The 23,439-nt window shown below is 65.8% G+C and carries 22 protein-coding genes; 5 read left to right on the top strand and 17 right to left on the bottom strand.

Annotation, left to right across the window (positions count from 1 at the left end; genetic code table 11):
• Positions 1 to 97: 97 nt before the first annotated feature.
• The 17 genes from ftsZ to QF118_RS15490 form a co-directional block, all read right to left on the bottom strand.
• Entirely contained in the window at positions 98 to 1,699 is a 1,602-nt protein-coding gene (gene ftsZ / locus QF118_RS15410; protein ID WP_282299932.1) for a cell division protein FtsZ, read from the bottom strand.
• 392 nt (positions 1,700 to 2,091) lie between these two features.
• The gene (ftsA, locus tag QF118_RS15415; RefSeq protein WP_282299933.1) at positions 2,092 to 3,420 is read right to left on the bottom strand and encodes a cell division protein FtsA; all 1,329 of its coding nucleotides are present in this window, start codon (positions 3,418 to 3,420) and stop codon (positions 2,092 to 2,094) included.
• A complete protein-coding gene (locus QF118_RS15420) occupies positions 3,420 to 4,313 on the bottom strand; it encodes a cell division protein FtsQ/DivIB (RefSeq protein WP_317133882.1) in 894 nt (297 codons plus the stop codon). The genes ftsA and QF118_RS15420 overlap by 1 nt, the downstream gene beginning before the upstream one ends.
• Positions 4,301 to 5,221, bottom strand: a complete 921-nt coding sequence (locus QF118_RS15425; RefSeq protein WP_282299934.1) for a D-alanine--D-alanine ligase — start codon at positions 5,219 to 5,221, stop codon at positions 4,301 to 4,303. Before QF118_RS15425 ends, QF118_RS15420 begins: the two co-directional genes overlap by 13 nt.
• A gap of 158 nt (positions 5,222 to 5,379) precedes the next feature.
• Positions 5,380 to 6,300: a UDP-N-acetylmuramate dehydrogenase gene (murB, locus tag QF118_RS15430; protein ID WP_282299935.1), complete on the bottom strand. Its 921-nt coding sequence runs from the start codon at positions 6,298 to 6,300 to the stop codon at positions 5,380 to 5,382.
• Entirely contained in the window at positions 6,260 to 6,535 is a 276-nt protein-coding gene (locus QF118_RS15435; RefSeq protein ID WP_282299937.1) for a hypothetical protein, read from the bottom strand. Before QF118_RS15435 ends, murB begins: the two co-directional genes overlap by 41 nt.
• Before the next feature lie 165 nt (positions 6,536 to 6,700).
• Positions 6,701 to 6,952 carry a DUF2484 family protein gene (locus QF118_RS15440; RefSeq protein ID WP_282299938.1) on the bottom strand — a complete coding sequence of 84 codons (252 nt, stop codon included), beginning with the start codon at positions 6,950 to 6,952 and terminating at the stop codon, positions 6,701 to 6,703.
• Positions 6,953 to 7,067: 115 nt separating this feature from the next.
• Positions 7,068 to 8,177, bottom strand: a complete 1,110-nt coding sequence (locus QF118_RS15445) for a nucleotidyltransferase family protein (RefSeq protein ID WP_282299940.1) — start codon at positions 8,175 to 8,177, stop codon at positions 7,068 to 7,070.
• Positions 8,174 to 9,220 (bottom strand): phosphoenolpyruvate carboxykinase (ATP), encoded by a 1,047-nt coding sequence (locus tag QF118_RS15450; RefSeq protein WP_282299941.1) that lies wholly within the window; start codon positions 9,218 to 9,220, stop codon positions 8,174 to 8,176. Before QF118_RS15450 ends, QF118_RS15445 begins: the two co-directional genes overlap by 4 nt.
• A 34-nt stretch (positions 9,221 to 9,254) precedes the next feature.
• Complete coding sequence (locus QF118_RS15455; protein WP_282299942.1) at positions 9,255 to 9,428, bottom strand: hypothetical protein; 174 nt, start codon at positions 9,426 to 9,428, stop codon at positions 9,255 to 9,257.
• 311 nt (positions 9,429 to 9,739) lie between these two features.
• Positions 9,740 to 9,910, bottom strand: a complete 171-nt coding sequence (locus QF118_RS15460) for a hypothetical protein (RefSeq protein ID WP_282299943.1) — start codon at positions 9,908 to 9,910, stop codon at positions 9,740 to 9,742.
• Positions 9,911 to 10,123: 213 nt separating this feature from the next.
• Positions 10,124 to 11,305 carry an APC family permease gene (locus QF118_RS15465; RefSeq protein WP_282299944.1) on the bottom strand — a complete coding sequence of 394 codons (1,182 nt, stop codon included), beginning with the start codon at positions 11,303 to 11,305 and terminating at the stop codon, positions 10,124 to 10,126.
• Positions 11,306 to 11,448: 143 nt separating this feature from the next.
• On the bottom strand, positions 11,449 to 12,846 hold the full coding sequence (gene murC / locus QF118_RS15470; RefSeq protein WP_282299945.1) for a UDP-N-acetylmuramate--L-alanine ligase: 1,398 nt from the start codon (positions 12,844 to 12,846) through the stop codon (positions 11,449 to 11,451).
• 13 nt (positions 12,847 to 12,859) lie between these two features.
• Positions 12,860 to 13,981, bottom strand: coding sequence for a UDP-N-acetylglucosamine--N-acetylmuramyl-(pentapeptide) pyrophosphoryl-undecaprenol N-acetylglucosamine transferase (locus QF118_RS15475; RefSeq protein WP_282299946.1), 1,122 nt, complete (start codon positions 13,979 to 13,981; stop codon positions 12,860 to 12,862).
• Positions 13,982 to 14,137: 156 nt separating this feature from the next.
• Positions 14,138 to 15,304 carry a putative lipid II flippase FtsW gene (gene ftsW, locus QF118_RS15480; RefSeq protein WP_282299947.1) on the bottom strand — a complete coding sequence of 389 codons (1,167 nt, stop codon included), beginning with the start codon at positions 15,302 to 15,304 and terminating at the stop codon, positions 14,138 to 14,140.
• A 99-nt stretch (positions 15,305 to 15,403) separates the two neighbouring features.
• Complete coding sequence (locus tag QF118_RS15485) at positions 15,404 to 15,970, bottom strand: XRE family transcriptional regulator (RefSeq protein WP_282299948.1); 567 nt, start codon at positions 15,968 to 15,970, stop codon at positions 15,404 to 15,406.
• 136 nt (positions 15,971 to 16,106) lie between these two features.
• Positions 16,107 to 17,378 (bottom strand): NAD(P)/FAD-dependent oxidoreductase, encoded by a 1,272-nt coding sequence (locus tag QF118_RS15490; protein WP_282299950.1) that lies wholly within the window; start codon positions 17,376 to 17,378, stop codon positions 16,107 to 16,109.
• A 263-nt stretch (positions 17,379 to 17,641) separates the two neighbouring features.
• Between QF118_RS15490 and araD the strand changes: the two genes are divergently transcribed.
• From araD to QF118_RS15515, 5 genes are all read left to right on the top strand, one after another.
• Entirely contained in the window at positions 17,642 to 19,372 is a 1,731-nt protein-coding gene (gene araD / locus QF118_RS15495) for an L-arabinonate dehydratase (RefSeq protein ID WP_282299951.1), read from the top strand.
• Positions 19,372 to 20,283 carry a dihydrodipicolinate synthase family protein gene (locus tag QF118_RS15500; RefSeq protein ID WP_282299952.1) on the top strand — a complete coding sequence of 304 codons (912 nt, stop codon included), beginning with the start codon at positions 19,372 to 19,374 and terminating at the stop codon, positions 20,281 to 20,283. Before araD ends, QF118_RS15500 begins: the two co-directional genes overlap by 1 nt.
• A 17-nt stretch (positions 20,284 to 20,300) precedes the next feature.
• Positions 20,301 to 21,026 (top strand): ribonuclease activity regulator RraA, encoded by a 726-nt coding sequence (locus QF118_RS15505; RefSeq protein ID WP_282299953.1) that lies wholly within the window; start codon positions 20,301 to 20,303, stop codon positions 21,024 to 21,026.
• Positions 21,027 to 21,245: 219 nt separating this feature from the next.
• The gene (locus tag QF118_RS15510) at positions 21,246 to 21,758 is read left to right on the top strand and encodes an NUDIX hydrolase (RefSeq protein WP_282299954.1); all 513 of its coding nucleotides are present in this window, start codon (positions 21,246 to 21,248) and stop codon (positions 21,756 to 21,758) included.
• Positions 21,755 to 23,236, top strand: coding sequence for an inorganic phosphate transporter (locus QF118_RS15515; protein ID WP_282299955.1), 1,482 nt, complete (start codon positions 21,755 to 21,757; stop codon positions 23,234 to 23,236). Before QF118_RS15510 ends, QF118_RS15515 begins: the two co-directional genes overlap by 4 nt.
• The last annotated feature ends 203 nt before the right edge of the window (positions 23,237 to 23,439 follow it).

Raw genomic sequence — 23,439 nt, forward strand, 5'->3', positions numbered from 1 at the left:
CCCCGCGCAATTCCGCCAATCCGGTCACAAGCCTTTGTTCTTACAACAAAAAACGCCCCCTAAATCGGGGGCGTTTTCACAGGGATTTGACCGGAAATCAGTTGGCTTGGCGCCGCAGGAAGGCCGGGATCTCGATTTTTTCCTGTTCCGGATCGCTGTCCACATCCTGCACCGGGGCCGGTGCCGGGCGCTGCGACTGCACCGGGGGCTGCTGACGGCGGACCGGCTGAGCCGGGGCTTCGCCGCCCTGGCCATGGCCCGTCATGCGGCCGATCAGGGAATTCACGCTAAAGCGCGGCTTGTCGCCTTCGGCCGAATGGGTCGGGGCGGCGGCTTCGCGCGACTGCTGGGTGCGGGTCGCGGCAGCATGCTTGAGCCGGGCCAGCGCGTCGGGGCTGGGCGTGCCGGGCGCCGGGGCGCGCGGGGCCACGAAATCCTCGGGGTGGGCTTCGATGGTGTCCTGCTGCGGCTGGAACTCGGCGACGCGCGGCTGGTAGGCCGGCGGCGGCAGATCGTCCTCGGCCACTTCTTCGTATTCGGGTTCGTCCTGCGATCCGTGCATGTCCGCGAACAGCGACGGCTCTTCGGCTTCGTACTGCTCTTCGACCGGGGCCTTGGCGACGACCGGCTTGGGCGCTTCGGCACGCGGAGCGGGGGCCGGTTCGGCGACATGCTGCTGCGGCAGGGGCTGCGCAAGGCTGCGGCGCGGCAGCGGCATTTCGGCGTTCACATCGACCGCGTCGATGCCGGTGGCGACGACCGACACGCGCATCACGCCAGCCATGCCGTCATCCAGCGTCGAGCCGACGATGATGTTGGCATCGGCGTCCACTTCTTCGCGGATGCGGTTTGCCGCCTCGTCCAGTTCGAACAGGGTCAGGTCGTGGCCGCCGGTGATATTGATCAACACGCCGCGTGCGCCCTTGAGGCTGATTTCGTCCAGCAGCGGGTTGGCGATGGCCTTTTCGGCGGCCTGGATGGCGCGATCTTCGCCCTCTGCCTCGCCGGTGCCCATCATGGCCTTGCCCATCTCGTCCATCACGGCGCGCACGTCGGCAAAGTCGAGGTTGATCAGGCCGGGACGGACCATCAGGTCGGTCACGCCTTTGACACCCTGGTACAGGACATCGTCCGCAAGGCTGAACGCCTCGGTAAAGGTTGTCTTTTCGTTGGCCAGGCGGAACAGGTTCTGGTTCGGAATGATGATCAGCGTGTCGACGACCTTTTGCAGCGCATCGACGCCGTCTTCGGCCTGCTTCATGCGCTTGCCGCCTTCGAACTGGAAGGGCTTGGTCACGACGCCGACGGTCAGGACACCCAGCTCACGCGCGGCCTGCGCGATGATCGGGGCCGCGCCGGTGCCAGTGCCGCCGCCCATGCCGGCAGTGATGAAACACATGTGCGCGCCAGCAAGATGATCGACGATCTGTTCGATGCTTTCCTCGGCTGCTGCCGCACCGACCGAAGCCCGCGCGCCTGCGCCCAGCCCTTCGGTCACTTTCACACCCAGCTGCACGCGGTTCTGCGCCTTGCTTTGCTGAAGCGCCTGCGCGTCCGTGTTCGCGACAACAAAATCAACGCCTTCAAGCGCCTTCTCGATCATGTTGTTGACCGCGTTGCCGCCAGCGCCGCCCACACCAAACACCGTGATGCGAGGCTTGAGTTCTTCCTGTCCGGGCATGGAAAGGTTCAATGTCATCGATCTGTCCGCCTGTCTTTATGCCCCTGTTGCGGGGTCTCTAACTACACCTTTTCCGAACGATCCTACCCCCTGATAAAGGCTACGTCACGCGAAAAACGCCAATTTCCTACCAAATATAGCCATATTTGGGGCAATATTCGCGGGATTTCGCCGAACTACGCAGATGATGTGTGCCCCAGGCAATCCCGACACAACACAAAGCATCGGCGCGGGCAAGCCCGCGGCGAATCCGGAAGGTTACATTTCAAGGGAGGCCTGCCCGACATCCCGCCTGGCGCATCTGGTTCGTGCGCCTTTACGGAACATTAACAAGGCCCTGCCCGGCCGTCACCCCCAAATCTGCAAGGCGGCGACCCTTTGCCGGATCGCCGCCCGCCAGAGTTCGGGGCCTACCAGTTGTCGCGGAACCACTGCACCGCGCGCTTGAGGCTGCGGGCCGGGTAGCGATCGACCGGAATTTCGAAATCCCACCATTCGTCCTGCGGATGGGCGGCAAACAGGCACAGGCCCACGGCGCTGGCAAAGCCCGGCCCCGTCGCGGCCTGCGGCAACCCATGCACCCGCAAGGGACGACCCAGTCGGACCTGCTGGCCAAGGATCTTGGTGGCCAGACCGTCCAGCCCGGGGATCTGGCTGGCGCCGCCGGTCAGCACGATCTGCTGGCTGGGAAGATGGTCAAAGCCCGCCGCGTCCAGACGCACCCGCACCTCTTCGAGGATTTCCTCGACGCGGGGGCGCATGATGCCGATCAGCTCGGCGCGGCTGACGGTGCGGCGATCATGTTCCCAATCGCCGGTATCGCCGCCAATCTCGATCATCTCGCGGTCATCCATCCCGGTGGCATGCACGCCGCCGTAGAACGTCTTGATCCGTTCGGCGGTGGCCATCGGCACCGACAGCCCCATGGAAATGTCGCTGGTGACGTGATCGCCGCCCATGCGCACCGCATCGGCATAGATCATGTGTTTCTTGATGAAGATCGACACGCCCGTCGCGCCGCCGCCCATGTCGATGCAGGCCGCGCCCAGTTCCTGTTCGTCCTCGACCAGGGCCGCCGCGCCGCTGACATAGGCCGAGGAGGCAAGCCCCGCCAGTTCCAGATCGCAGCGCCGCACGCAATGGGCCAGGTTCTGGATCGCCTGCGCGTCGACCGTCAGCATGTGCATGTCGCAGGATAGTTCGTTGCCGATCTGGCCGCGCGGGTCGATCAACCCGCTGCGGTGATCCAGCGCAAAGTTCACCGGCTGCGCGTGCAGCACCTCGCGGCCGTGGCCAAAGTCCGGCACGTCGCAGGACGACAGCACCCGCGCCACGTCCTGTTCGTCGACGTTGACACCATGCACCTCGACCCGCCCCGCAAGGCCATAGCTGCGCGGATCGGCGCCCGAAAAGCTGGCGATCACGTGGTCCACCCGGATGCCCGCCATCTTTTGCGCCGCCTGCACGGCGGTCCGGATGGCGCGCTCGGTCTCGCTCATGGCGTGGATTTCACCGAACCGCACCCCGCGCGACCGGGTCGTCGCCGCGCCGATGACGCGAAACCCCGACTGCCCCGCCAAAGAGCCAAGCCCTTCGTCACTGGGGTCGGTTCCGTCAAAGCGCAGGACAAGGCATGCGATCTTGGAACTGCCCACGTCCAGGATCGCGATCACACCCCGCTGCATTGCCGCTTTGCGCATGTTGCGCATGGCCCTTTGGGTTTCATATAGCTCGATCATTACCGCTGGTCTCCGCCTGCTTCCAACGCCTTTATGCGCAGCAGCTCCTGCACGGCGTTTTCTTTCATTCTTATGGTTGGTCTGTGGGGCAGTCGCAGATCGACTGCCGCAAGGTCACGCGAAAGCATCTCGACCGCCTCGTCCATGGCGATGGTGCGTTCCAGCGCCGTCACGGCGCCAAATTCCGGCAGCAGGATGCGCTGGTCACGGTCAAGCACCACGTCCCAGCGCCGCCCGCCCATGCGTTCCAGTCCGCGCAGCCGGCCCGACAGGGGCCCGGCCACCGCGACCAGTTCCAGCGCCTCGGGCACCGCCCGTTCGGCCCCCTCGCCCGCGATCACGGGCAGGTCGGGGCGATCAAAGCGCGTCGGCAGCGGGCCGACGACAAAGCCCTTGGCATCCAGCATTTCCAGCCCGCCGTCATGGCGCCACAGCACCGCAGGCTTGCGTTCGGTGATGTCGATCTGAAGCGTGCCGCCCTGCTTGATGCGCAGCTGCGCCTTTTTCACCGCGTCCAGTTCGATGATCGCGTCGTGCATCCGCTCCAGATCCAGATCGAACGAGCTGACCGGGAAGTCGATGGGCAGGATGGCGCGGATGTCTTCGGCGACGCCGGCGCTGGCACCGTCGATGGCCATCAGCTTGACCTGGAATTCCGGGCGGCTTTCGATGGTTTCGCGGATTTCCGCAATCATCCCGTTAAAGGCCTCGCGGTTCTCGTCCATCGAAAACCACAGCGCCCCGCCACCAAGGCACAGCGAAAACGGCAGCACCACCCGCAACGCAAAGCGAAAGAGCGGCGTCAGCATGAGCCGCTCGATCCGGTATTTCAATCGCGAGGCGCTGGGGTCCAGCCGGGCCATCTGCGGGTCGTGGGCATCTACCGGTTGCACGAGGCGTCCTCCACCATCCAGGCGCAGAATTCGCCAAATGTCATCCCGGCCAGCGCGCCATGTTCAGGCGACAGCGACGTCGGCGTCATGCCCGGCTGGGTGTTGGTTTCCAGCAGGATCAGCCCCGCCAGCCCTTTTGCCTCGTCCCAGCGGAAATCGGTGCGCGTCACGCCGCGGCAGCCCAGGGCGTTGTGGGCGCGCAGAGCATAGTCCAGGCAGGCGGCGGTGATGTCATCGGGCAGTTCCGCCGGGCAGACGTGGCGCGATCCGCCCGCCTTGTATTTGGCGTCGTAGTCATACCAGCCGTCGGTCAGGATTTCCGTCACACCAAGCGCCCGGTCGCCCATCACGGTGCAGGTCAGTTCCCGCCCCGGAATAAAGGCCTCGACCATGACGGTCTGCGGCATGTCCGCGGCCAGAACCGGCGGCGCGTTCGCGGCCTCGTTGACCAGGTAGACCCCGACCGACGACCCTTCGTTATAGGGTTTGACCACGTAGGGCGGCGCCATGACGTGACGGGCCTGAACATCGGCCTTGTCGGCCAGCAAGCTGTCCGCGACCGGAAGGTCCGCCGCGCGGTAGACCAGCTTGGTGCGTTCCTTGTCCATGGCCAGCGCCGAGGCCAGAACACCGGAATGGGTATAGGGCAAGCCCATCCATTCCAGTACGCCCTGGACGCAGCCGTCTTCGCCCCAGCGGCCATGCAGGGCGTTGAACACAACGTCCGGCTGCAGGTCTGCCAGGCGCGCCGCCATATCGGGGCCCGCATCTATTTCTGTGACTTCATAGCCCATAGCCCGCAAAGCGGCGGCACATTCCCGCCCGGAACTGAGAGACACTTCGCGTTCAGCCGAAGGTCCACCCAATAATACCACCACTTTCGGGAGCGTCCTGCTCGACATTCCCAAAACCGCCTCGTCTGACTGGGGGTTATCCCCCTTGTTTTCCGGGGTTTACCCCGGTTTTTTGAAAATGCGACCTGCCTGTGGCCGCAGGGCTTTCGCCCGAATTCAAGCTTGCGCTTGTTATAGTTAATGGCAGGTTAACCCGCCTAGCGGGGCGCGTCCTATCCCGGCTCGCCCACCCGCATGATTTCCCAGTGTAACTCTATTCCACTGTGTTGGAAAACCTTTTTTCGCACCTCTTCGCCCAATCCTTCGAGATCGGCGGCGGTTGCCCCCCCTGTGTTCACCAGGAAATTGGAATGCATCGGGCTCATCTGGGCACCGCCCAGGGTTGCGCCGCGCATCCCCGCATCGTCGATTACCTTCCAGGCTTTCAGCTCGTGGCTGTCATCGGCCTGCCCGGTGCTGGAAAAGCCCGCCGGGTTGCGAAAGGTGCTGCCAGCGGTGCGGTCCTTGGTCGGCTGGGTTTCGTCGCGCTTTTTCAGCTGCGCCTCCATCCGGCCCGCCAATTCCTGCGGATCGCCCTTGGCGCCCTCGAACACCGCTTCGATGATGACCCAGCCTTCGGGCAGGTCGGTCTGGCGGTAGCGGAAATTCAGGTCTTCGGCGGTCAGGGTCACCATCTCGCCGGCGCGGGTGATCGCCGTCGCCTGAACGAAATGATCCGCCACGTAAGAGCCATAGCAGCCTGCGTTCATGCGCACCGCGCCGCCGATCGCACCGGGGATGGTGCGCAGAAAGGTCAGGTCAACCCCCGCCTCGGCGGCCTTCTTCGCCACATGCGCGTCCAGCGCGGCAACGCCTGCGGTCACGCGCGTGCCCTCGACCGTTATCGCGTTAAAGCCCCGGCCCATTCGGATCACCACGGCGCGGATGCCGCCATCGCGCACGATCAGGTTGCTGCCCACGCCCATCGGGAACACCGCGACCGACGGGTCGAGCGCGGCCAGAAACTGGGCCAGATCCTCGGGGTCGGCGGGCTGGAACAGCCAGTCGGCAGGGCCCCCGACCCGCAGCCAGGTCAGGTCGTTCAGCGGTCGGTCAGGCGTCAGGCGCCCACGTGTTTGCGGCAGATCGGTCATATCCGTCTGCTACGACCCGGCGCGAAAAAGGGCAAGCCCTGTCCGCCCGCGGCGGCCATGTCCCGCCGGACCAAAGCGCAAGCCCCGCCCCGATGGCAAAGGCCACCAGTGCCGGGCCCAGAAGCAGCGCCGACAGCCCCAGGAACAACAGCCCGTCGATCCCAGGCACGCTGAACCCGGTGACCAGCGCGGCGCCCAGAGCCGCAGCCAGCGCCGCCCCCAGGCCCAGGGTCAACCCCCGCCGCCCCGCCCGCAAGGGCAAAAAACCCAAAGACAATCCGCAACACATCGACAGAAAAGGAATGGCATAAAGCATGATGAAAACACCCTCTGAATGCCCAGAGTGTGCCAAAGACCAAGGCCATCGCGAAAGTGAGGTATCCCCGACCCTGCCGGGTGCTCAGGCGCCCTTGACCGTGCGTTTGATCCATGCCGCAAGGTAACGCAGCGGCCAGCGCAGAACGCTCATGCCGGCGGCCAGCACGGCAAGCCCGATCCAGGGGCCGTTCTCGTAGGTCACATAGCCCACAAGCGGAATTCCCAGCGCAATCAGCACATAGGCCCGCGTCCAGTGATTGTCCTTGGATGGCAACATCCCAAGCACATTCGCCAGCACGGCCCAAGCACACGCCAGTATCAAAGAGGTTGTCATCGTCCTGCCCTCCGCATCCCCCGGCGGCAGGGATACCTTGCCCCGTAAGGCCCCGGCTCGCAAGCCCTCTGACGGCCCGGGATCGACAAAATCGGGCGCAAAACGCCCGCCGGGCCTAGCGCAGCTTGCCGAACCGGTCGCGTTGCAGGCCCAGTTCGCCCTTCAAAACCGCCGGATCGCGCAGGATGCCCAGGTAGCGGCGGCGGTAATAGCGGCTGGTGACAAAGCGCCAAGGCACCCGGTACAAAAGCGTCAGCGACGCCGACAGCCGCCGCCGCGCCGGGCTGCCGAAGCCTTGCAGGCAGCGCCGCAGCCAACGCGAAGTGGCCGGCGACATGGCCCCCGGATCCTGGCCCAGAACCATGTCCGTCAGCGCGTCAAGGATCTGCAGATGATGCCCCAGCCCTGCCGCGCGCAGCGAAGTTTCGGCTGCCGCGCGGTCCTGCGCCGTCAGCGCCTGACGAAAGGCATGGTGATCGACCAGCCCGCGCAGGTACAGCCCGTGGTCCGCGTGATGTTCCTTGGCATAGTGCAGCACGTGATGCAGGAAACGGTCGCGCATTGACGGCAGGGCGATGCCCGCGACGGCGCTTGGGGTCGCCCGGTCCAGCACCCCCGGCGCGTCCAGCACCCGCCGCACAAGGCTTTGACCGACATGGAAATGCAGCTCGATCGGGAATTCGTGACCTTCGGGGTGCAGCGGGTCAAGGTGGTGCAGCACGGCGGCGTCGATCCGGTCGGGAAAGGCCACCGCATCGGGGGATTGCCCCGACAGCAGCGCCTGCGCCTCGCGGGCGCGGTCATAGGGCACCAGGATGTCCAGATCGCTGACAAAGCGGATCGCAGCGGGGTTGACCAGCGGGTCCAGCATTTCCGCCCCGCCCTTCAGGACGACCGCCGAAATCCCCGCCCCGCCCAGCAACGCGCCAATGCGGCCCAGATCCTGCACCCCCAGCGCCATGCGGTCACGGTTCGCCGCCCGCATTTCGGCCAGATACAGCCAAAGGTCTTCGGGCAGGGCCGCGTCCAGGCGCGGATCGCGCCCCTGAACCGCGGCAACGACCGTGTGGGCGTGCTGGACATTCAACAACCCGGCAAGGGCGACAGGATCAACCTGCGCCAGATCCTCCAACAGGCCTTGCGTCACCGGTCCCCCCAGCGCCGCCCCCACCAGGCGCAGCGCCGCGCGGTGCATTGCCGACGGGCAGCGGTCAATCAGGCTCATAGCTCGGGCAGGCTTTCACAGGCATCAAGCGACTGACCCGAATGGGAATAGACCATCCGGTAGGCCGGCACCTGGTCCAGCAGACGCGCCAGCGGGGCCAGCGTGTTCAGCCCCCGGCTGACCCGCGCGCCGCCTTCGATGGCGCGCAGCAGCGCCTCTTCGGGGGTGACGCGGTGCATTTCGAAATCCGCGCCTGCGTCATGGGTCGGAAAGATCACCGCCGCGACGGGAACGACGCTTCCGGCCGCGACCTGGCGGCTGACCTCGACATAGCGCACGCCATCGCGCACCTTTGGCATCTCGCGCCCGGCGGTGAACAGGGCCTGCACCTCGGGCAGCGCCCAGGACCGGGCCTTGGTGCCGACCGCCGCCGGAAAGCTGAACACCTGATGGCCATTGCGGTGCAGCGGCACGTGATCATCGGCAACCTGCGACCAGCCCCGCCCCATCAGGCCAAGCGCGGTGGTCGTCTTGCCGCTGCCGCTGCCGCCGACGAACACCAGCGCCCGCCCGCCGCGCGCCACCGCCGAGGCATGCATGTTCGCCGCCACCGCATCGCCGCCCACCAACGCTTCGCTGATTGCCAGGATGCAGGCATAGCGCGCCGCGTCGCGGTCGATCCGCTCGGTCAGCGCAACGCCGTCGCGGTACAGGGTGTAATCGTCGCCTTCGACCTCGATCGACAGCTCCGGCTGTGTCGGTGCCCCACCGGGCTGGGCATAGCGCGCCAGAACGCAGTTCAGCTGATCCAGCAGGGGGTCCTGCGGCATCCAAAGCGTCGCCCGCGCCGCACCGGCGGCAAAGCCAAGCCCGACCTTGCCCGCCAGCGGCCGCGCCGCGATGGCCTGCCCGGGGCTGTAGCGTTCCGCATCGAAAAGCCCGGCGGATTGCCAGGATGCCAGCGTGTCACGCTCGGCCTGTGTCCGGGGGTCTTCATGCAAAAGCCGCGCCAGTTCGGGCGCGGCCAGAACAATAGCGCCCGAGGCGCGATTGTGCAGCACCAGATGCGCCCCGATGGCACAGCTTTCAATGTCAGCGGACATCGGGACTCACTTGGTTGTTGTCAGCCTGTCGGCTTTAGCAGTTCTTGTTCTTTTCGCAGGCCTTGCTGTTCGGCGCGGCCTTGACCGCCTCGGCCGAGGACAGCAGCACCACAGAGGCCCCCGCGCCCAGGGTCGCATACTTGCCGATCGCGCGCAGCGCCTTGCGGCGCCCTTCGGATTCGATGTTGTCGTCGTGCTGGTCGTTCATAATCGTTCACCTTAAAATCCAAGACTTAGATGGCTCTCAGAATACACCCCGAGCATCATCCCAATCAAGGCACTGGATTGTGTTGCTGGGCAGATCTCCACCCTTTAGGTTAATTTAATACCGCCCAGCAATGGTTTCAACGGCTTACGGACGGCCTTGCACAGGGGAATTTTTGGGCAACACCATCAAAAGATGAAAGAGCCGGACAGGGCAGCAACTTACAGGCGATTGATCCGGCTTGATTGCTACCTCAGACGGGTTACGACTCAGTCTCGCGCCGGCTCAGCGCCCCCCAACCAGGGCATCGGGGCTCAGTAGCGATAGATACTGCCCGATTGCGCCTTGACCGCCTCGGCCGAGGACAGCAGCACCACCGAGGCCCCGGCCCCCAGCGTCGCATATTTGCCGATCGCGCGCAGCGCCTTGCGGCGTTCTTCGGATTCAACGGTTTCGGTTTCGATCTCTTTTTTGATATCACTCACAAGCCAATACTCCGATTAATGATTTCTTAATGATTTTTATAGCGACCCTTGCTTCCAATAAACAAGGGATTCGTGCCAGGCATTTCCTCCGATTGCGCAAACGCCCCGACAAGACCTTGGATATATTTGTCTTTTTATCGCGCCCATGCATCCAGCCGGCGATTGGCGCGCCCCCTGCCCGTTTTCGGTGGTGGATGCCAGATCCGTGCCCGCTCAGCCTTGCAAGGCGAAATTGGCAACCAGGGCGACCAGCGACAAAAGCAGGCCGGCACAGGGCACCGCCAGGGGCACCTGGAACGCAGACCGACTGCCGCCGCGTTTGACCGCGATCAGCGCCGCGTTGACCAACACGAAAACCGCCAGCAACACGACCGAGGTCGCCTCGGCCAGAACCGCCAGCGGCAGGCTCAGCGCCCCGACAACAACCGCCGCCCCCAGAACAAGACTGGCCAACACCGGCGTGCCGAACCGCGGATGCGCATGGTGAAATACCCCAAGCGCGCCGCCCGCCTTGCCCAGGCCAAACAGCACCCGCGCCGCCATGACCATCTGCGCCAGAACCCCGTTCAGGGCAGCAAAGACCGCAATCGCCGCCAGGAACCGGCCGCTGCCCCCGGTCGCCGTGGCCCAGACCAGCGCCAGCGGTTGCTCTGATCCGGCCAGCGCCTGCGGCGGAACCACCCGCAAAGCCGCCCAAACCACCAGTGCATAGAGCGCCGAGGCAATGACCAGCGACAACACGATGGCGCGCGGCAGGGTGCGCTCTGGCGCAATGACCTCCTCGGCCATGTTGACGATGTCCTCGAACCCGATAAAGGCAAAGAACGCCAGAACCGCCCCCGCTCCGATCCCGCCCCAGGGCACCGCGCCCGATACCCCCGCCAAAGGCACGGCACTGGCCCCGGCCCAGACGATCAAGGCCAGACCAACCACCTCGATCAGGGTAAAAAGCGCCGCCAGCCCCAGGCTTTCCAACACTCCGATGATCGCCACCAGCGTCAAGGCCCCGCCCAGGGCCACAACCACCAGGGCAACCGGCAGATCAACCAACGCCAACAGATAGCCCGCCCCGCCGCGCAGCACGGCCGCCGCCGAAATCACCCCGGCCAGAACGATGGCCAATCCCACCGCGATCCCCAGCCAATCGCGGCCAAAGCCGCGCGCGACATAGACCGCCTCTCCGGCAGCCTCGGGATGGCGCGTCGAAAACTCGGCATAGGACAGGGCCGTCGGCGCCGCGATCAACCCAGCCAGCAAAAACGACAGCGGCGCCCAGGTTCCCGCAACCCCGGCCACCGCGCCGCTCAGCACATAGATGCCCGCGCCAACCATGACGCCGACCCCATAGGCGGTCAAAAGCCCCAGCCCGATCCGACGCTTCAACCCTTCCGCCATGGCCTTCCTCGGTTTCTTTGTGCCCAAATATCCCGGGGGAGCCGCGTCAGCGGCGGGGGCAGAGCCCCCAACCGCCGCGCCGCCCCGGATCGGGGCAAAGGGGTGGGTGGGCGGGCTTTGGCCCGATCAGGGGCGCGCGGCGGTCATTTTTCCAAACGCGCCGGCAGGTTGTTGGCCCAGGCCGAAATCGTCCCGGCGCCCAGGCAGACCACCATGTCGCCCGGCTGCGCCTGTTCGCGCACCAGCCGCTCCAGGTCGTCCTCGCTTTGCAGCGCGCGGGCATGACGATGCCCGTGCCGCACCAGCCCGGCGACCAGGTCATCGCGCGATGCCCCCTCGATCGGCTCTTCGCCAGCGGCGAAAACCTCGGCGATGGCCACCACGTCGGCCTCGTTGAAGCAGGTGCAGAAATCCTCGAAATGGTGATGCAGGCGGGTGTAGCGGTGCGGCTGATGCACCGCGATCACCCGGCCTTCGGTCGCCTGACGCGCCGCTTTCAGCACGGCGGCAATCTCCACCGGATGGTGGCCATAGTCGTCGATGATGGTCACGCCGTTCACTTCGCCGACCTTGGTGAACCGCCGGTTCACCCCGCCAAAGGCGGCCAGCGCCTCGCGGATTTCCTCGCCGGACATGCCCAGGTGCCTGGCCACGGCCACGGCAGACAGGGCGTTCGACACGTTGTGATCGCCGGGCATCGGCAGGGTGCAGCCTTCAAGCGTCACACCGTCCTGCTGGAACTCGATGTCGAAATGCGCCACGCCCTTGACATAGCGCAGGTTCACCGCCCGCACATCCGCCTGCGCGTTGAACCCATAGGTCACCACGCGCCGGTCCGTGACACGGCCCACCAGCGCCTGCACCTCGGGGTGGTCGGTGCAACAGACCGCCAGACCATAGAACGGGATGTTCGACACAAAGTCATAAAAACCGCGGCGCAGGTTCTCGATGGTGCCCCAGTGTTCCATGTGCTCGGGGTCGATATTGGTGACAATGGCAATGGTCGCGGGCAACCGGTTGAAGGTGCCGTCGGACTCGTCCGCCTCGACCACCATCCATTCGCCCTGCCCCATGCGCGCGTTCGACCCATAGGCATGGATGATCCCGCCATTGACCACCGTGGGGTCGAAATTGCCCGCATCCAGCAGCGTCGCCACCATGGTCGTCGTCGTCGTCTTGCCGTGGGTGCCGGCAATGGCCACGTTGGATTTCAGACGCATCAGCTCGGCCAGCATCTCGGCGCGGCGCACCACGGGCAGACCGCGGCGGCGGGCCTCGTCCAGCTCGGGATTGCCCGGCTTGATCGCGCTGGAAATCACCACGACCTCGGCGGTCTCCAGGTTCTCGGCGCGCTGGCCTTCAAAGACATGCGCGCCCAGCTGTTCCAGCCGCTGGGTGATCTTGGTCGACTTCAGGTCCGAGCCTTGCACCACGTAACCGTGGTTCAGCAGGACCTCGGCGATGCCCGACATGCCGATGCCGCCGATGCCGACGAAATGAATGGGGCCCACATCCCCGGGAAGTTTGGTCGCACCGTTCAAAGCTGTCCCCCGCTCATTCGTCAGATCCTTCATTGCCTGTCACCCCTTGTACCAATTGTTCTACGATATCGGCCAGCTCTTCGGCGGCCTCTGGTTTGGAAACGGAAATGGCCGCGCGGGCCATCTGTTCGGCCCCCTGCGGCGTGTCGAGAATGGCAAGGATCGCATCGCTCATCGTCTCGACGGTCAGTTTTTCCTCGGGAATGCGGATCGCCGCCCCCGCCTCGGTCAGCGCCTGGGCATTCACCATCTGATGATCGCCCGTCGCGTATTTGTAAGGGATCAGGATCGAAGGCCGCCCGATCACGCTGATATCGGCCACGCTGGACGCCCCCGAACGCGAGATCACGATCTGCGCATCGGCCATCCGGGTGGGAATGTCGGTAAAGAACGGCTGCACATCGGCAGAAATGGCGTGGTCTGCATAGAACTGCGCCACACGCTCGCCGTCCTCATCGCGCGCCTGGTGGCTGACCCGCAACCATTTCAGCGCTTCCATCGGCAACGAGGCAATCGCCGGAGGCACCACGTCGGACAGGATGCGCGCGCCCTGGCTGCCGCCGATCACCAGGATCGACATCGGGTACAGCCCCGGCGCGATATAGCCCGCGCCCGCCCGTTCCTTGACCGCCAGACGCACCGGGTTGCCGACATGGCGGCCCTTGGCGCCCTCGGGCAATTCGGTCGGCCAGGTGCCACAGGCGACCATGTCCACCCGCGTCGCAAAGATCCGGTTGACCTTGCCCAGCACGCCGTTCTGTTCGTGGATCATGCGCGGCAGGCGCAACAGCGTCGCCGCCGACAGCGCCGGGATCGAAGGATAGCCGCCAAAGCCGATCACCGCGTCGGGCCGGTCCTTCATCATGCGCAGCGCCATCGACACCACGCCGCCCGCGATGCGAAAGGGCGCCAGCAGCTTGGCCAGCGGACCGCCGCGCGCAAAGGTGGCGCTGGCCACCTGCTCGATCTCGACCGAATGCGGAAAGCCGCCGGTATAACGGGCGCCGCGCGCATCGGTGCTCAGCTTGACCCGCCAGCCCCGCCGCAGCATCAGCTCGGCCAGGGCCTGGGCCGGGAACATATGTCCGCCGGTGCCTCCGGCTGCCATCACCAACAGGGGCTTGCGCTTGGTCATCCCATCACTCCGTCACCATGTCCCGGGCCAGTACAACAGGCGTGCCGCGCCGTCCATCCTTGCCCCGAAACCGGCATTTTTCCGCGCATCCGCTGCTGCTTCTTCTTGGCAAAAATACTCACTGCAACGCCCGCAACCGGCGCAGGGCCCGATCGCTCAGCGCGACCGGCCCCGCAGGATATCCCCGATTTCGCCCTGTGGCCGCGTGCGGGTAAACGCCAGCAACATGCCAACCGCAATCCCGCCCGCAATAAGGGACGAACCGCCATAGCTGACAAAGGGCAGCGTCATGCCCTTGGCCGGCAGCAGGCGCACGGCAACACCCATGTTGATCATCGCCTGCACTCCGAACATGCAGGCAAGGCCGGTCCCGGCAAGGCGGATAAACGGATCGCGTTCACGCATCAGCCGGATCAGGCTACGCACCACGATGGTCGCGTACAGCGCGATGATCGCCAGCACCAGCACCAGCCCGTATTCCTCGGCCGCCACCGCGATGATGAAATCGGTATGGGCGTCCGGCAGGCTCCATTTCACCTGGCCCTCGCCGACGCCGACGCCAAAGAACCCGCCCTCGCGGATGGCATTGGTGGCATAGCCCAGCTGCGTGGTCGGATCGACCTCGGGGGACAGGAAACCGTCGATGCGGCGCGCAAAGTGTTCCGAGTTGTTGTAGGCAAAGCTGCCGCACAGCACCACCAGCCCGGCAAGGCCGATCAGCAGGATCATCGGCGCGCCGCCGACGAACCACATCACGCCCCAGCCGAACAGCACCAGCGAGGCCTGGCCAAAGTCGGGCTGCATGGCCAGCATCAGAACGATGGCCACCATCAGGACAAAGGAATACATCCGCCCCGGAGGTCCGCCCAGGTCCTGCGCCGCAGCCATCATCCAGGCCGCCGCGATCACGAAGGTCGGCTTGAGGAATTCCGAAGGCTGCACCGAGGCAAAGCCCAGCGAGTACCAGCGCACCGCGCCCTTGCCGAAATCCGTGCCGAAGAACGGCAGCAGCGCCAGCGCGATGAAGGCTCCGACAAAGCCCAGCACCGCCGCGCGCCGCACCATCACCGGCGTCATCATCGAGGTCAGGAACATCGCGATCATCGCCAGCCCGCCAAAGAAGGCCTGCCGCTGGACATAGTGGAAGGGGGCAAAATTGTTGCGCTCGGCCAGCGGAGGCGAGGCCGCAAGCCCCAGCAATATCCCCACGCCGAACAGCATCAGGATGCAGGACAGGGCCCATTTGTCCACCGTCCGCCACCATTTCGGCAAGATCGGCTCGCCATCGCGCACCGACACCGTACCATAGACCATTTCCGTCATGGGAACACCGCTTTTACTGCCTCAGATCGCCCGGTTTTCCGGGTCTGGGACAAAGCCTACCGCATTCGCGCGTCTTAGGCCAGCTTTTCCCGACAGCCCCTAGCTGGCGGGCGAGACCATGCACAGGATGTACTTGGCCCCCTGCCCCGCATCGGTTTCGAAACGGATGGCGCCATGCGGCCGAAACCGCAGCGCATCGCCCTGCGACAGGGTGAATTCACGCGCCTCGATCCGCGCCGACATGCCCCCCGCAAGCATGATCAGGTGGTGTTCCTGCCCCGGAATCGCCGGGGCGTCCTGTTGCCAGACCGATCCCGGCGACAACCGGCATTCCAGCACTTCGCCCGCCAGTGCGCGCGACGAAGGCGACACGCAGCGGCGCATGTGCCCGGCGGTGCCATCGCGCAGGATCGCCTGATCGTCGCGCGGGACATGCGCGGCAAAACCGTCTTCGACCATGCCCAGCAGGCGCGAAGGCGTCAGCCCATAGGCACAGGCCAGGCGTGACAGAACGTCCGCCGAAGGGCTGACCTCGGCGTTTTCCAGCCGCGACAGGGCGGCCCGGCTGACACCGCTTTGCGCCGCCAGCTGATCCAGCGTCCAGCCGCGCCCGGCGCGCAGCGCGGCCAGGCAGTTGGCCAGGCGTTCAGTCAATTGGGTACTCATGGAACCTCACTCGGGAATGCTTCCCGAAGTTGAGACTATCCTGCCGAAACCCTTGAGTGCAAAGGAAAAAGGATGGCCGTTTCCGGGCGCGAAACAATCCGCGCAGCGCGCGTGGATTGATGCCGGATCACTGCGGTCAGACGCCGCCGATCATCTGGTGCGCGGTAAAGGCCAGGTCCAGCGCGCGGCTTTGAAGCCCGGGCATGCGCAGGCGCTGCAGGGGCGTGACCGGCAGCGGCAGGCTTTCGCGCGGCGCGCCTGCCAGCACCTGCGCCAGGGCGCGGCCAAACAACGTGCCGGTGGTGATCCCGCGCCCGTTGTAGCCCAGCGGCGCAAACAGCCCGGTTTCCAAGTGACAGATGCGCGGCATGTGGTCGGGGGTCATGGCGATGCGGCCATCCCAGCCTTGGGTGAACCGCAGCGCGCCCAGGTCGGGGAACAGCCGCGCCAGCCGCTTGCGCGCCCATCGGGCACTGATGCCGCCCTGCGGCGTGCCGATCATCCGCCCCATCGACCCCACGATGACCCGCCCTTCGGCATCGCGCGTCAGCGCCGTCATGACCGGCGCGGTATCCCAAAGCCCCTGCCCCCCCGGCAGCACCTGCGCCGAGGCCTCGCCCATCGGGTCGGTCGCCAGTTGAAAGAAATGGATGACGGAATAGGCCCGGTCCAGATCAGGCCAAAGCGCGCCGCCATAGGCATTGGTCGCCAGAACCACCTGCGGCGCCTCGATCGTGCCGCGCGCGGTGGTCACCCGCCAAAGCGCGCCCTGCCGGACCAGCCCGGTTGCCGGCGCCCCGGTGCTGATCCGCGCCCCCGCGCCCAGCGCGGCGCGGGCCAGGCCGCGCGCATAACCCATCGGGTTCACCTTGCCGGCGCGGTGATCCAACAGGCCGCCGCGATACAGCCGCGTTCCCGTCCTGTCCTGCATTTCGTCGCGGTCCAGCAGGTCGACCGGCGCGCCATGGCGCCTCCAGGCGTCGAACCGGCCCTGAAGGTCGCGCAGGCCGGCAGCGGAATGCGCCGCATGGATCGACCCTTCGCGCCGCGGCTCGCAGCGGATCTGGTGTTTTTCGATCAGGTCAAAGACCACTTGTGGCCCATTGCCGAACAGGTCCAGGAACCGCCGCCCGACCTTGGGCCCCAGCGTTTCGACCAGTTTGTCCGGCGGCACCCAAAGCCCGGCATTGACCAGCCCGACATTGCGCCCCGAGCCGCCATAGCCGATGCAGCGCGCTTCGATCACCTGAACGGACATGCCGCGCGCGGCGGCAAACAGCGCGGTGGCAAGGCCGGTATAGCCGCCGCCGATGATGACCACATCGGCCGCGCCTTCCACCGGCGCCTCGGAGGTGGCGGCAAGGGGCGGTTCGGCCGCGCTGAGATTCCACAGTGAAAGATCGTCCATGCGCCGCCGCCCCGGTTTCCCCGGCACCCTGTCAGGGCCGCCGGGCGGCGTCAATCGGCCTTGGCACCCGCCCCTTGGCGCGCCGCGGCAGGCACGGCAGACGCGCCTGACATCGGCGGCGTTTACCCGGGTCTGTTCTTGCTTGACCTTGCCCCGCCCGGCATAGGTACGGTGCCGGTGATGAGGCTTGGCGCGGCTTTGGCTGGACTGATCGCCGTTTTGGTGGTCACCTTCCCCCAAGCGATTTCCTCAAGGAGGCCCGGATGGCCAAGAAACCCCAAGACCTGCGTTCCGCCCGTTGGTTCGCCCCCGATGACCTGCGCAGCATGGGCCACCGCAGCCGCGCCATGCAGATGGGCTGGACCGCAGACGACTGGGAAGGCAAGCCCGTCATTGCCATCATCAACACGTGGTCCGATCTGTCGCCCTGTCACCACCACCTGCGCGACCGCGCCGAATGGGTGAAACGCGGGATTTTGCAGGCGGGCGGCACGCCGGTGGAAATGCCGGTGCATTCGTTTTCGGAACAGTTCCTGAAACCCACCTCGATGCTCTATCGCAACATGGGCGCGCTCGAGGTCGAGGAAACCCTGCGGTCCCACCCCATCGACGGCGCAGTGCTGATGGGCGGCTGTGATAAAAGCACCCCGGCGCTGATCATGGGGGCGGTGTCGATGAACCTGCCCTTTATCTTCATGCCAGCGGGCGCGATGCTGCGCGGCAATTATGCCGGGGAAAAGCTGGGCTCGGGCACGGATGTCTGGAAATACTGGGACGAACGCCGCGCCGGCAACATCACCAAGGAGCAGTGGGACGGCGTGCAGGGCGGCATCGCGCGCAGCTATGGCACCTGCATGACCATGGGCACCGCCAGCACGATGATGAGCATCGCCGACGGCTGGGGCCTGACGCTGCCCGGTGCCTCCTCGATCCCGGCGCCGGATGCCGGGCACAAACGCATGGCCGCCGCCTGCGGGCGCCGCGCCGTCGACATGGTCTGGGAGGATCTGACCCCGGACAAGATCATGACCTGGGAAAGCACCCGCAACGCCGTGACCGTCGCCATGGCCACGGGCTGTTCGACCAATGCCATCATCCACCTGATCGCCATGGCGCGCCGCGCTGGGGTCGACCTGACGCTGGACCACCTGGACGAGATCGGCCATTCCACCCCGGTGCTGGCCAATATCCGCCCGTCGGGCAAAGACTATCTGATGGAGGATTTCTTTTACGCAGGGGGCCTGCCCGCGCTGATGAAGGAACTGGGCGACAAGCTGGACCTGTCGGTGATGACGGTGAACGGCAAGACCGTGGGCGACAACATCGCAGAGGCGGTCAATTTCAACGATGACGTGATCCGCCCGCTGTCGAACCCGGTCTACCACGAAGGGTCGCTGGCCGTGCTCAAGGGCAACCTTGCCCCCGATGGTGCGGTGATCAAACCCGCCGCCATGGACCCGAAGTTTCAGAAACACCGCGGCCCCGCCATCGTCGCCGACAGCTATGCGCAGTTGAAAGAGATCATCAACGACGAAAACTATCCCATGACGCCAGACCATGTGCTGGTGCTGCGCAATGCCGGGCCCCAGGGCGGGCCGGGCATGCCGGAATGGGGCATGATCCCGATGCCAAAGGCGCTGCTCAAGGACGGGCACCGCGACATGGTGCGCCTGTCCGATGCGCGCATGTCCGGCACCAGCTATGGCGCCTGCATCCTGCACGTCGCCCCCGAGGCCTATATCGGCGGGCCGCTGGCGTTGATCGAAACCGGCGACATCATCGAAATGGACATCCCCAACCGGTCCTTGCGCGTCGATCTGACAGAGGCCCAACTGGACGCACGCCGCGCCAAATGGCAGGCCCCTGCCCCGCGCTATGAACGCGGCTATGGCCAGATGTTCAGCCAGCACGTCGAACAGGCCGACAAGGGCTGTGATTTCGACTTCCTGCGCACAGATTTCGGCGCGCCCGTCCCCGAGCCGGAGATCAACTGATGTCCACCAACCTGCACCGCATCCGCATGGCGCTGACCGGGATTTCCGGCATCCTTGTCGCGCCTTATGACGACGCCGGGGAACTGGCGCCGGACCGCCTTGCCCCGATCATCGACCGCGCCATCGGGGCCGGGGTCGATATTCTTGTCGCCAATGGCAACACCGGCGAATTCTATGCTCTGGACGAGGCCGAGAGCCGGCTTTTCACTGAAAAATCAGTTCAGCTTGTCGATGGCCGCGTGCCGGTCTTTGCCGGGATCGGGCGCGGCATCCGCGAGGCGACCCGCGCCGCCGCCCATGCCAAGACGGCCGGTGCCGACGCGCTGATGATCCACCAGACACCCGATCCCTTCGTCGCCCCGCGCGGCTACGAGGATTACGTCAAACGGGTGGTCGAGGCCGGCGATGGCCTGCCCGCCATGCTGTACCTGCGCAACGACGCCATCGGCACCGAGGCCATCGCCCGGCTGACCGCGATCGAGGGCGTCGCCGGTGTCAAATGGGCCACGCCCAACCCGATGAACCTGGCCCGTGCAATCGCCGCCAGCAGTCCGGATGTGATCTGGGTCGGCGGCCTGGCCGAGGTCTGGGCCCCGCCGCTTTGCGCCGTCGGCGCGCGCGGCTTTACCAGCGGGCTGATCAACGTCTGGCCGCAGCGCTCCGTCGCGATCCGCGATGCCTTGAACGCGATGGATTACCAGCAGGCGGGCGCGCTGATCGAAGGCATGCGCCTGTTCGAGGACATCCGCGCCGAGGAAATGGGCGGCACCAATGTCACCGGCGTCAAGACGGCGCTTGCCCTGCAAGGTCTGGACTGCGGCGCGGTGCGCCCGCCCGGTGCCTGGCCGCTGACCGGCGCGCAGGCCGCGGCGCTTTATGCCTTCATGCAAGACAACGGCCTGCTGGCCTGACGGACAAGGAAACCGCGATGACGCAACACCCGCTGAACCCCGAAACCAAGGCGAAACTCGAACAGGTCTCGGTCGCCACGCTGTGCACCGCGCTTTACAAGCGGGGCCTGCGCAATCAGGTCATCCAGGACGTGCACCCGCTGTCGCAAAACGGCCGCAACATGGTCGGCCCGGCCTTTACCCTGCGCTATATGCCCGCCCGCGAAGACCGCAACACGCTGGCCGAATTCCGCAACCCCAAGCACCCGCAGCGCCACGCGGTGGAAACCTGCCCACCGGGCGCGGTGCTGGTCATGGACAGCCGCAAGAACGCCACCGCCGCCAGCGCCGGTGACATCCTGATCACCCGGCTGATGGTGCGCGGCGCGGCCGGTGTCGTGACCGACGGCGGTTTTCGCGACGCCATGCGCATCGCCGAGCTTGACATGCCCGCCTATCATCACCGGCCGTCAAGCCCGACCAACCTGACCATCAACGAAGCCATCGACATCAACGTGCCGATCGGTTGCGGCGATGCGCCGGTCTTTCCCGGCGATATCGTGGTCGGCGACGATGACAGCGTCATCATCATTCCCGCCCATATGGCCGACGAAGTGGCCGCCGAAGCGGTGGAAATGACCGCCTACGAGGATTTCGTCGTCGAACAGGTCAAGGCCGGGGCCACGATCATCGGGCTGTATCCGCCGACGCAGGACGAAAACCTTGAGAAATTCGCCAAGTGGCGCAAGGAGAATGGCAGATAGGATCACGGATCGCTCCCCCGTGATCCCGCTCGGCCCGGTTGACGCAGAGGGTGTCACCCGGGCCGAGATCGCCCGGACCCGCCCGGCCTGACATCCCGCCGGTCTGCCGCATCCCGCGCCGCCCAGACCCGAAAACCGCCCCGCGGGCCGCCCCGATGGCACGCCATTGCCCTTTTGTCGCAAAACCGTTACGTCGCAGATCAAATGATAAGGTCCGCCATGTTCCCGGTTTTGTGGAAACAATTCATCCGTCCGATCCTGATCCGCCCCGCGCAGTTCCAAGTGGCTGCGCTGTGCTATCGCATGGCCAAGAGCGGCCCGCAGATCCTGCTGATCACCTCGCGCGAGACAAGGCGCTGGATCCTGCCCAAGGGCTGGCCGATGAAGGGGCTCGATACCGGCGGCGCGGCCCGCCAGGAGGCCTGGGAAGAGGCCGGCGTGAAGCCCACCGGCAAGAGCCCGGTCAAGATCGGCCAGTACCAATATCCAAAGGTCACCCCGGGCGGCGTGCCCGTCGACACCGACGTGGACGTCTTTGCCATCGAAGTCGACCGCCTGTCCAAGACCTTTCCCGAGGTGGACGAACGCACCCGGCAGTGGTTTTCGCCCGAAGAGGCGGCCGAGCGTGTGCGCGAGGCCGATCTTGGCGCCCTGATCACCCAATTCCCCGATATCCTGCCAGAGCCGCAGACCTCTGACACCGAGCCAAAGAAAAGCGAGACCCGACCGTGAGCGATCAGAACAACGCCGATCACCTGGAAACGCTGGACCGCGACCTTGGGCGCGTGAACAGCCTGGAAAGCGCGGCGCTTTATGCCTCGCGGCCGCTGATCGGCGTCGGCCTGTCGGTGATCTTCATCGCCCTCGCCGCGCTGGTGGGTGGCTTCATGGGCGATCAGCCCCCGGCCAGCCTGTTTGTCATCGTCGCCGCCGGTCTTGGCGCCTACATGGCGCTGAACATCGGCGCCAACGATGTGGCCAACAACATGGGGCCGGCGGTGGGCGCGAATGCGCTGTCGATGTTCGGCGCCATCGCCATCGCGGCGGTCTGCGAAAGCGCCGGGGCGCTGCTGGCGGGCGGCGACGTGGTGTCGACCATCTCCAAGGGGATCATCGACCCCGCGGGTCTTGCGGATGGCAACACCTTTATCTGGGCGATGATGGCGGCGCTGTTGTCGGCGGCGCTTTGGGTGAACCTGGCGACCTGGATCGGCGCGCCGGTCTCGACCACGCATTCGGTGGTGGGCGGCGTCATGGGCGCCGGCATCGCCGCCGCCGGGCTGAGCGCGGTCAGCTGGCCAACCATGAGCGCGATCGCCGCCAGCTGGGTCATCTCGCCCTTGCTGGGCGGTCTGATCGCCGCCGCGGTTCTGGCCTTCATCAAGTGGAAGATCATCTACCAGGAAGACAAGATCGCCTCGGCCCGGGTCTGGGTGCCGGTCCTGATCGGCCTGATGTCCGCCGCCTTTGGCACCTATCTTGCGCTCAAGGGGCTCAAGCATCTGGTCAAGATCGACATGGGCACCGCCCTGCTGGTCGGACTGGCGGCCGGCATCGTCGCAACCTTGCTGGCGCGTCCGCTGGTCCACCGCCAGTCGGTTGGCCTGGAAAACCGCAACAAGTCGCTCAAGGTGCTGTTCCGCCTGCCGCTGGTGATGTCGGCGGCGCTGCTGAGCTTTGCCCATGGCGCCAATGACGTGGCCAATGCGGTCGGGCCTCTGGCCGCCATCGTCCACACGCAGGAAGCCGGCGACATTGCCGCAAAAGTGGCGATCCCGCTGTGGGTCATGGTCATCGGCGCGCTGGGGATTTCCTTTGGCCTGGTGTTCTTTGGCCCCAAGCTGATCCGCATGGTCGGCAACCAGATTACCAAGCTGAACCCGATGCGCGCCTATTGCGTGGCGCTGTCGGCGGCGGTGACGGTGATTGTCGCATCCTGGCTGGGGCTGCCGGTCAGCTCGACCCATATCGCGGTGGGCGGGGTCTTTGGCGTCGGCTTTTTCCGCGAATGGCACGCCGAACGCCGGGTGCGCCAGATCAACGGCAACCGTTCCCCCGAAAAACGCCTGCCCAGCGAAGAACGCAAGCGCCGCAAACTGGTGCGCCGGTCGCATTTCCTGACCATCATCGCGGCCTGGGTCATCACCGTGCCCGCGGCGGCGCTGCTGTCGGCCTTCTGGTTCTTTGTGCTGTCCCGCCTTCTGGGCTGACACGGCCCAACGCCGCCAGGCCCGGTGCAATACCCGTCCTGGCGGGCCCGCTTGATCCCTTTCCGAAAGCGCTCACCTTGATCGGGGTTTCCGTGCAACGGGGCGTCAACGCATTTGATGCAGGGCATGGCCGTCTTGCGAAAGCGCTCTGAACAGGCCTGCGGGTCAGACGCCACACTCGGGGTTCTGCAAGGCGGCGCTGC

Origin of the sequence: Tropicibacter oceani, assembly GCF_029958925.1 — a bacterium.
Classification (GTDB): domain Bacteria; phylum Pseudomonadota; class Alphaproteobacteria; order Rhodobacterales; family Rhodobacteraceae; genus Pacificoceanicola; species Pacificoceanicola oceani.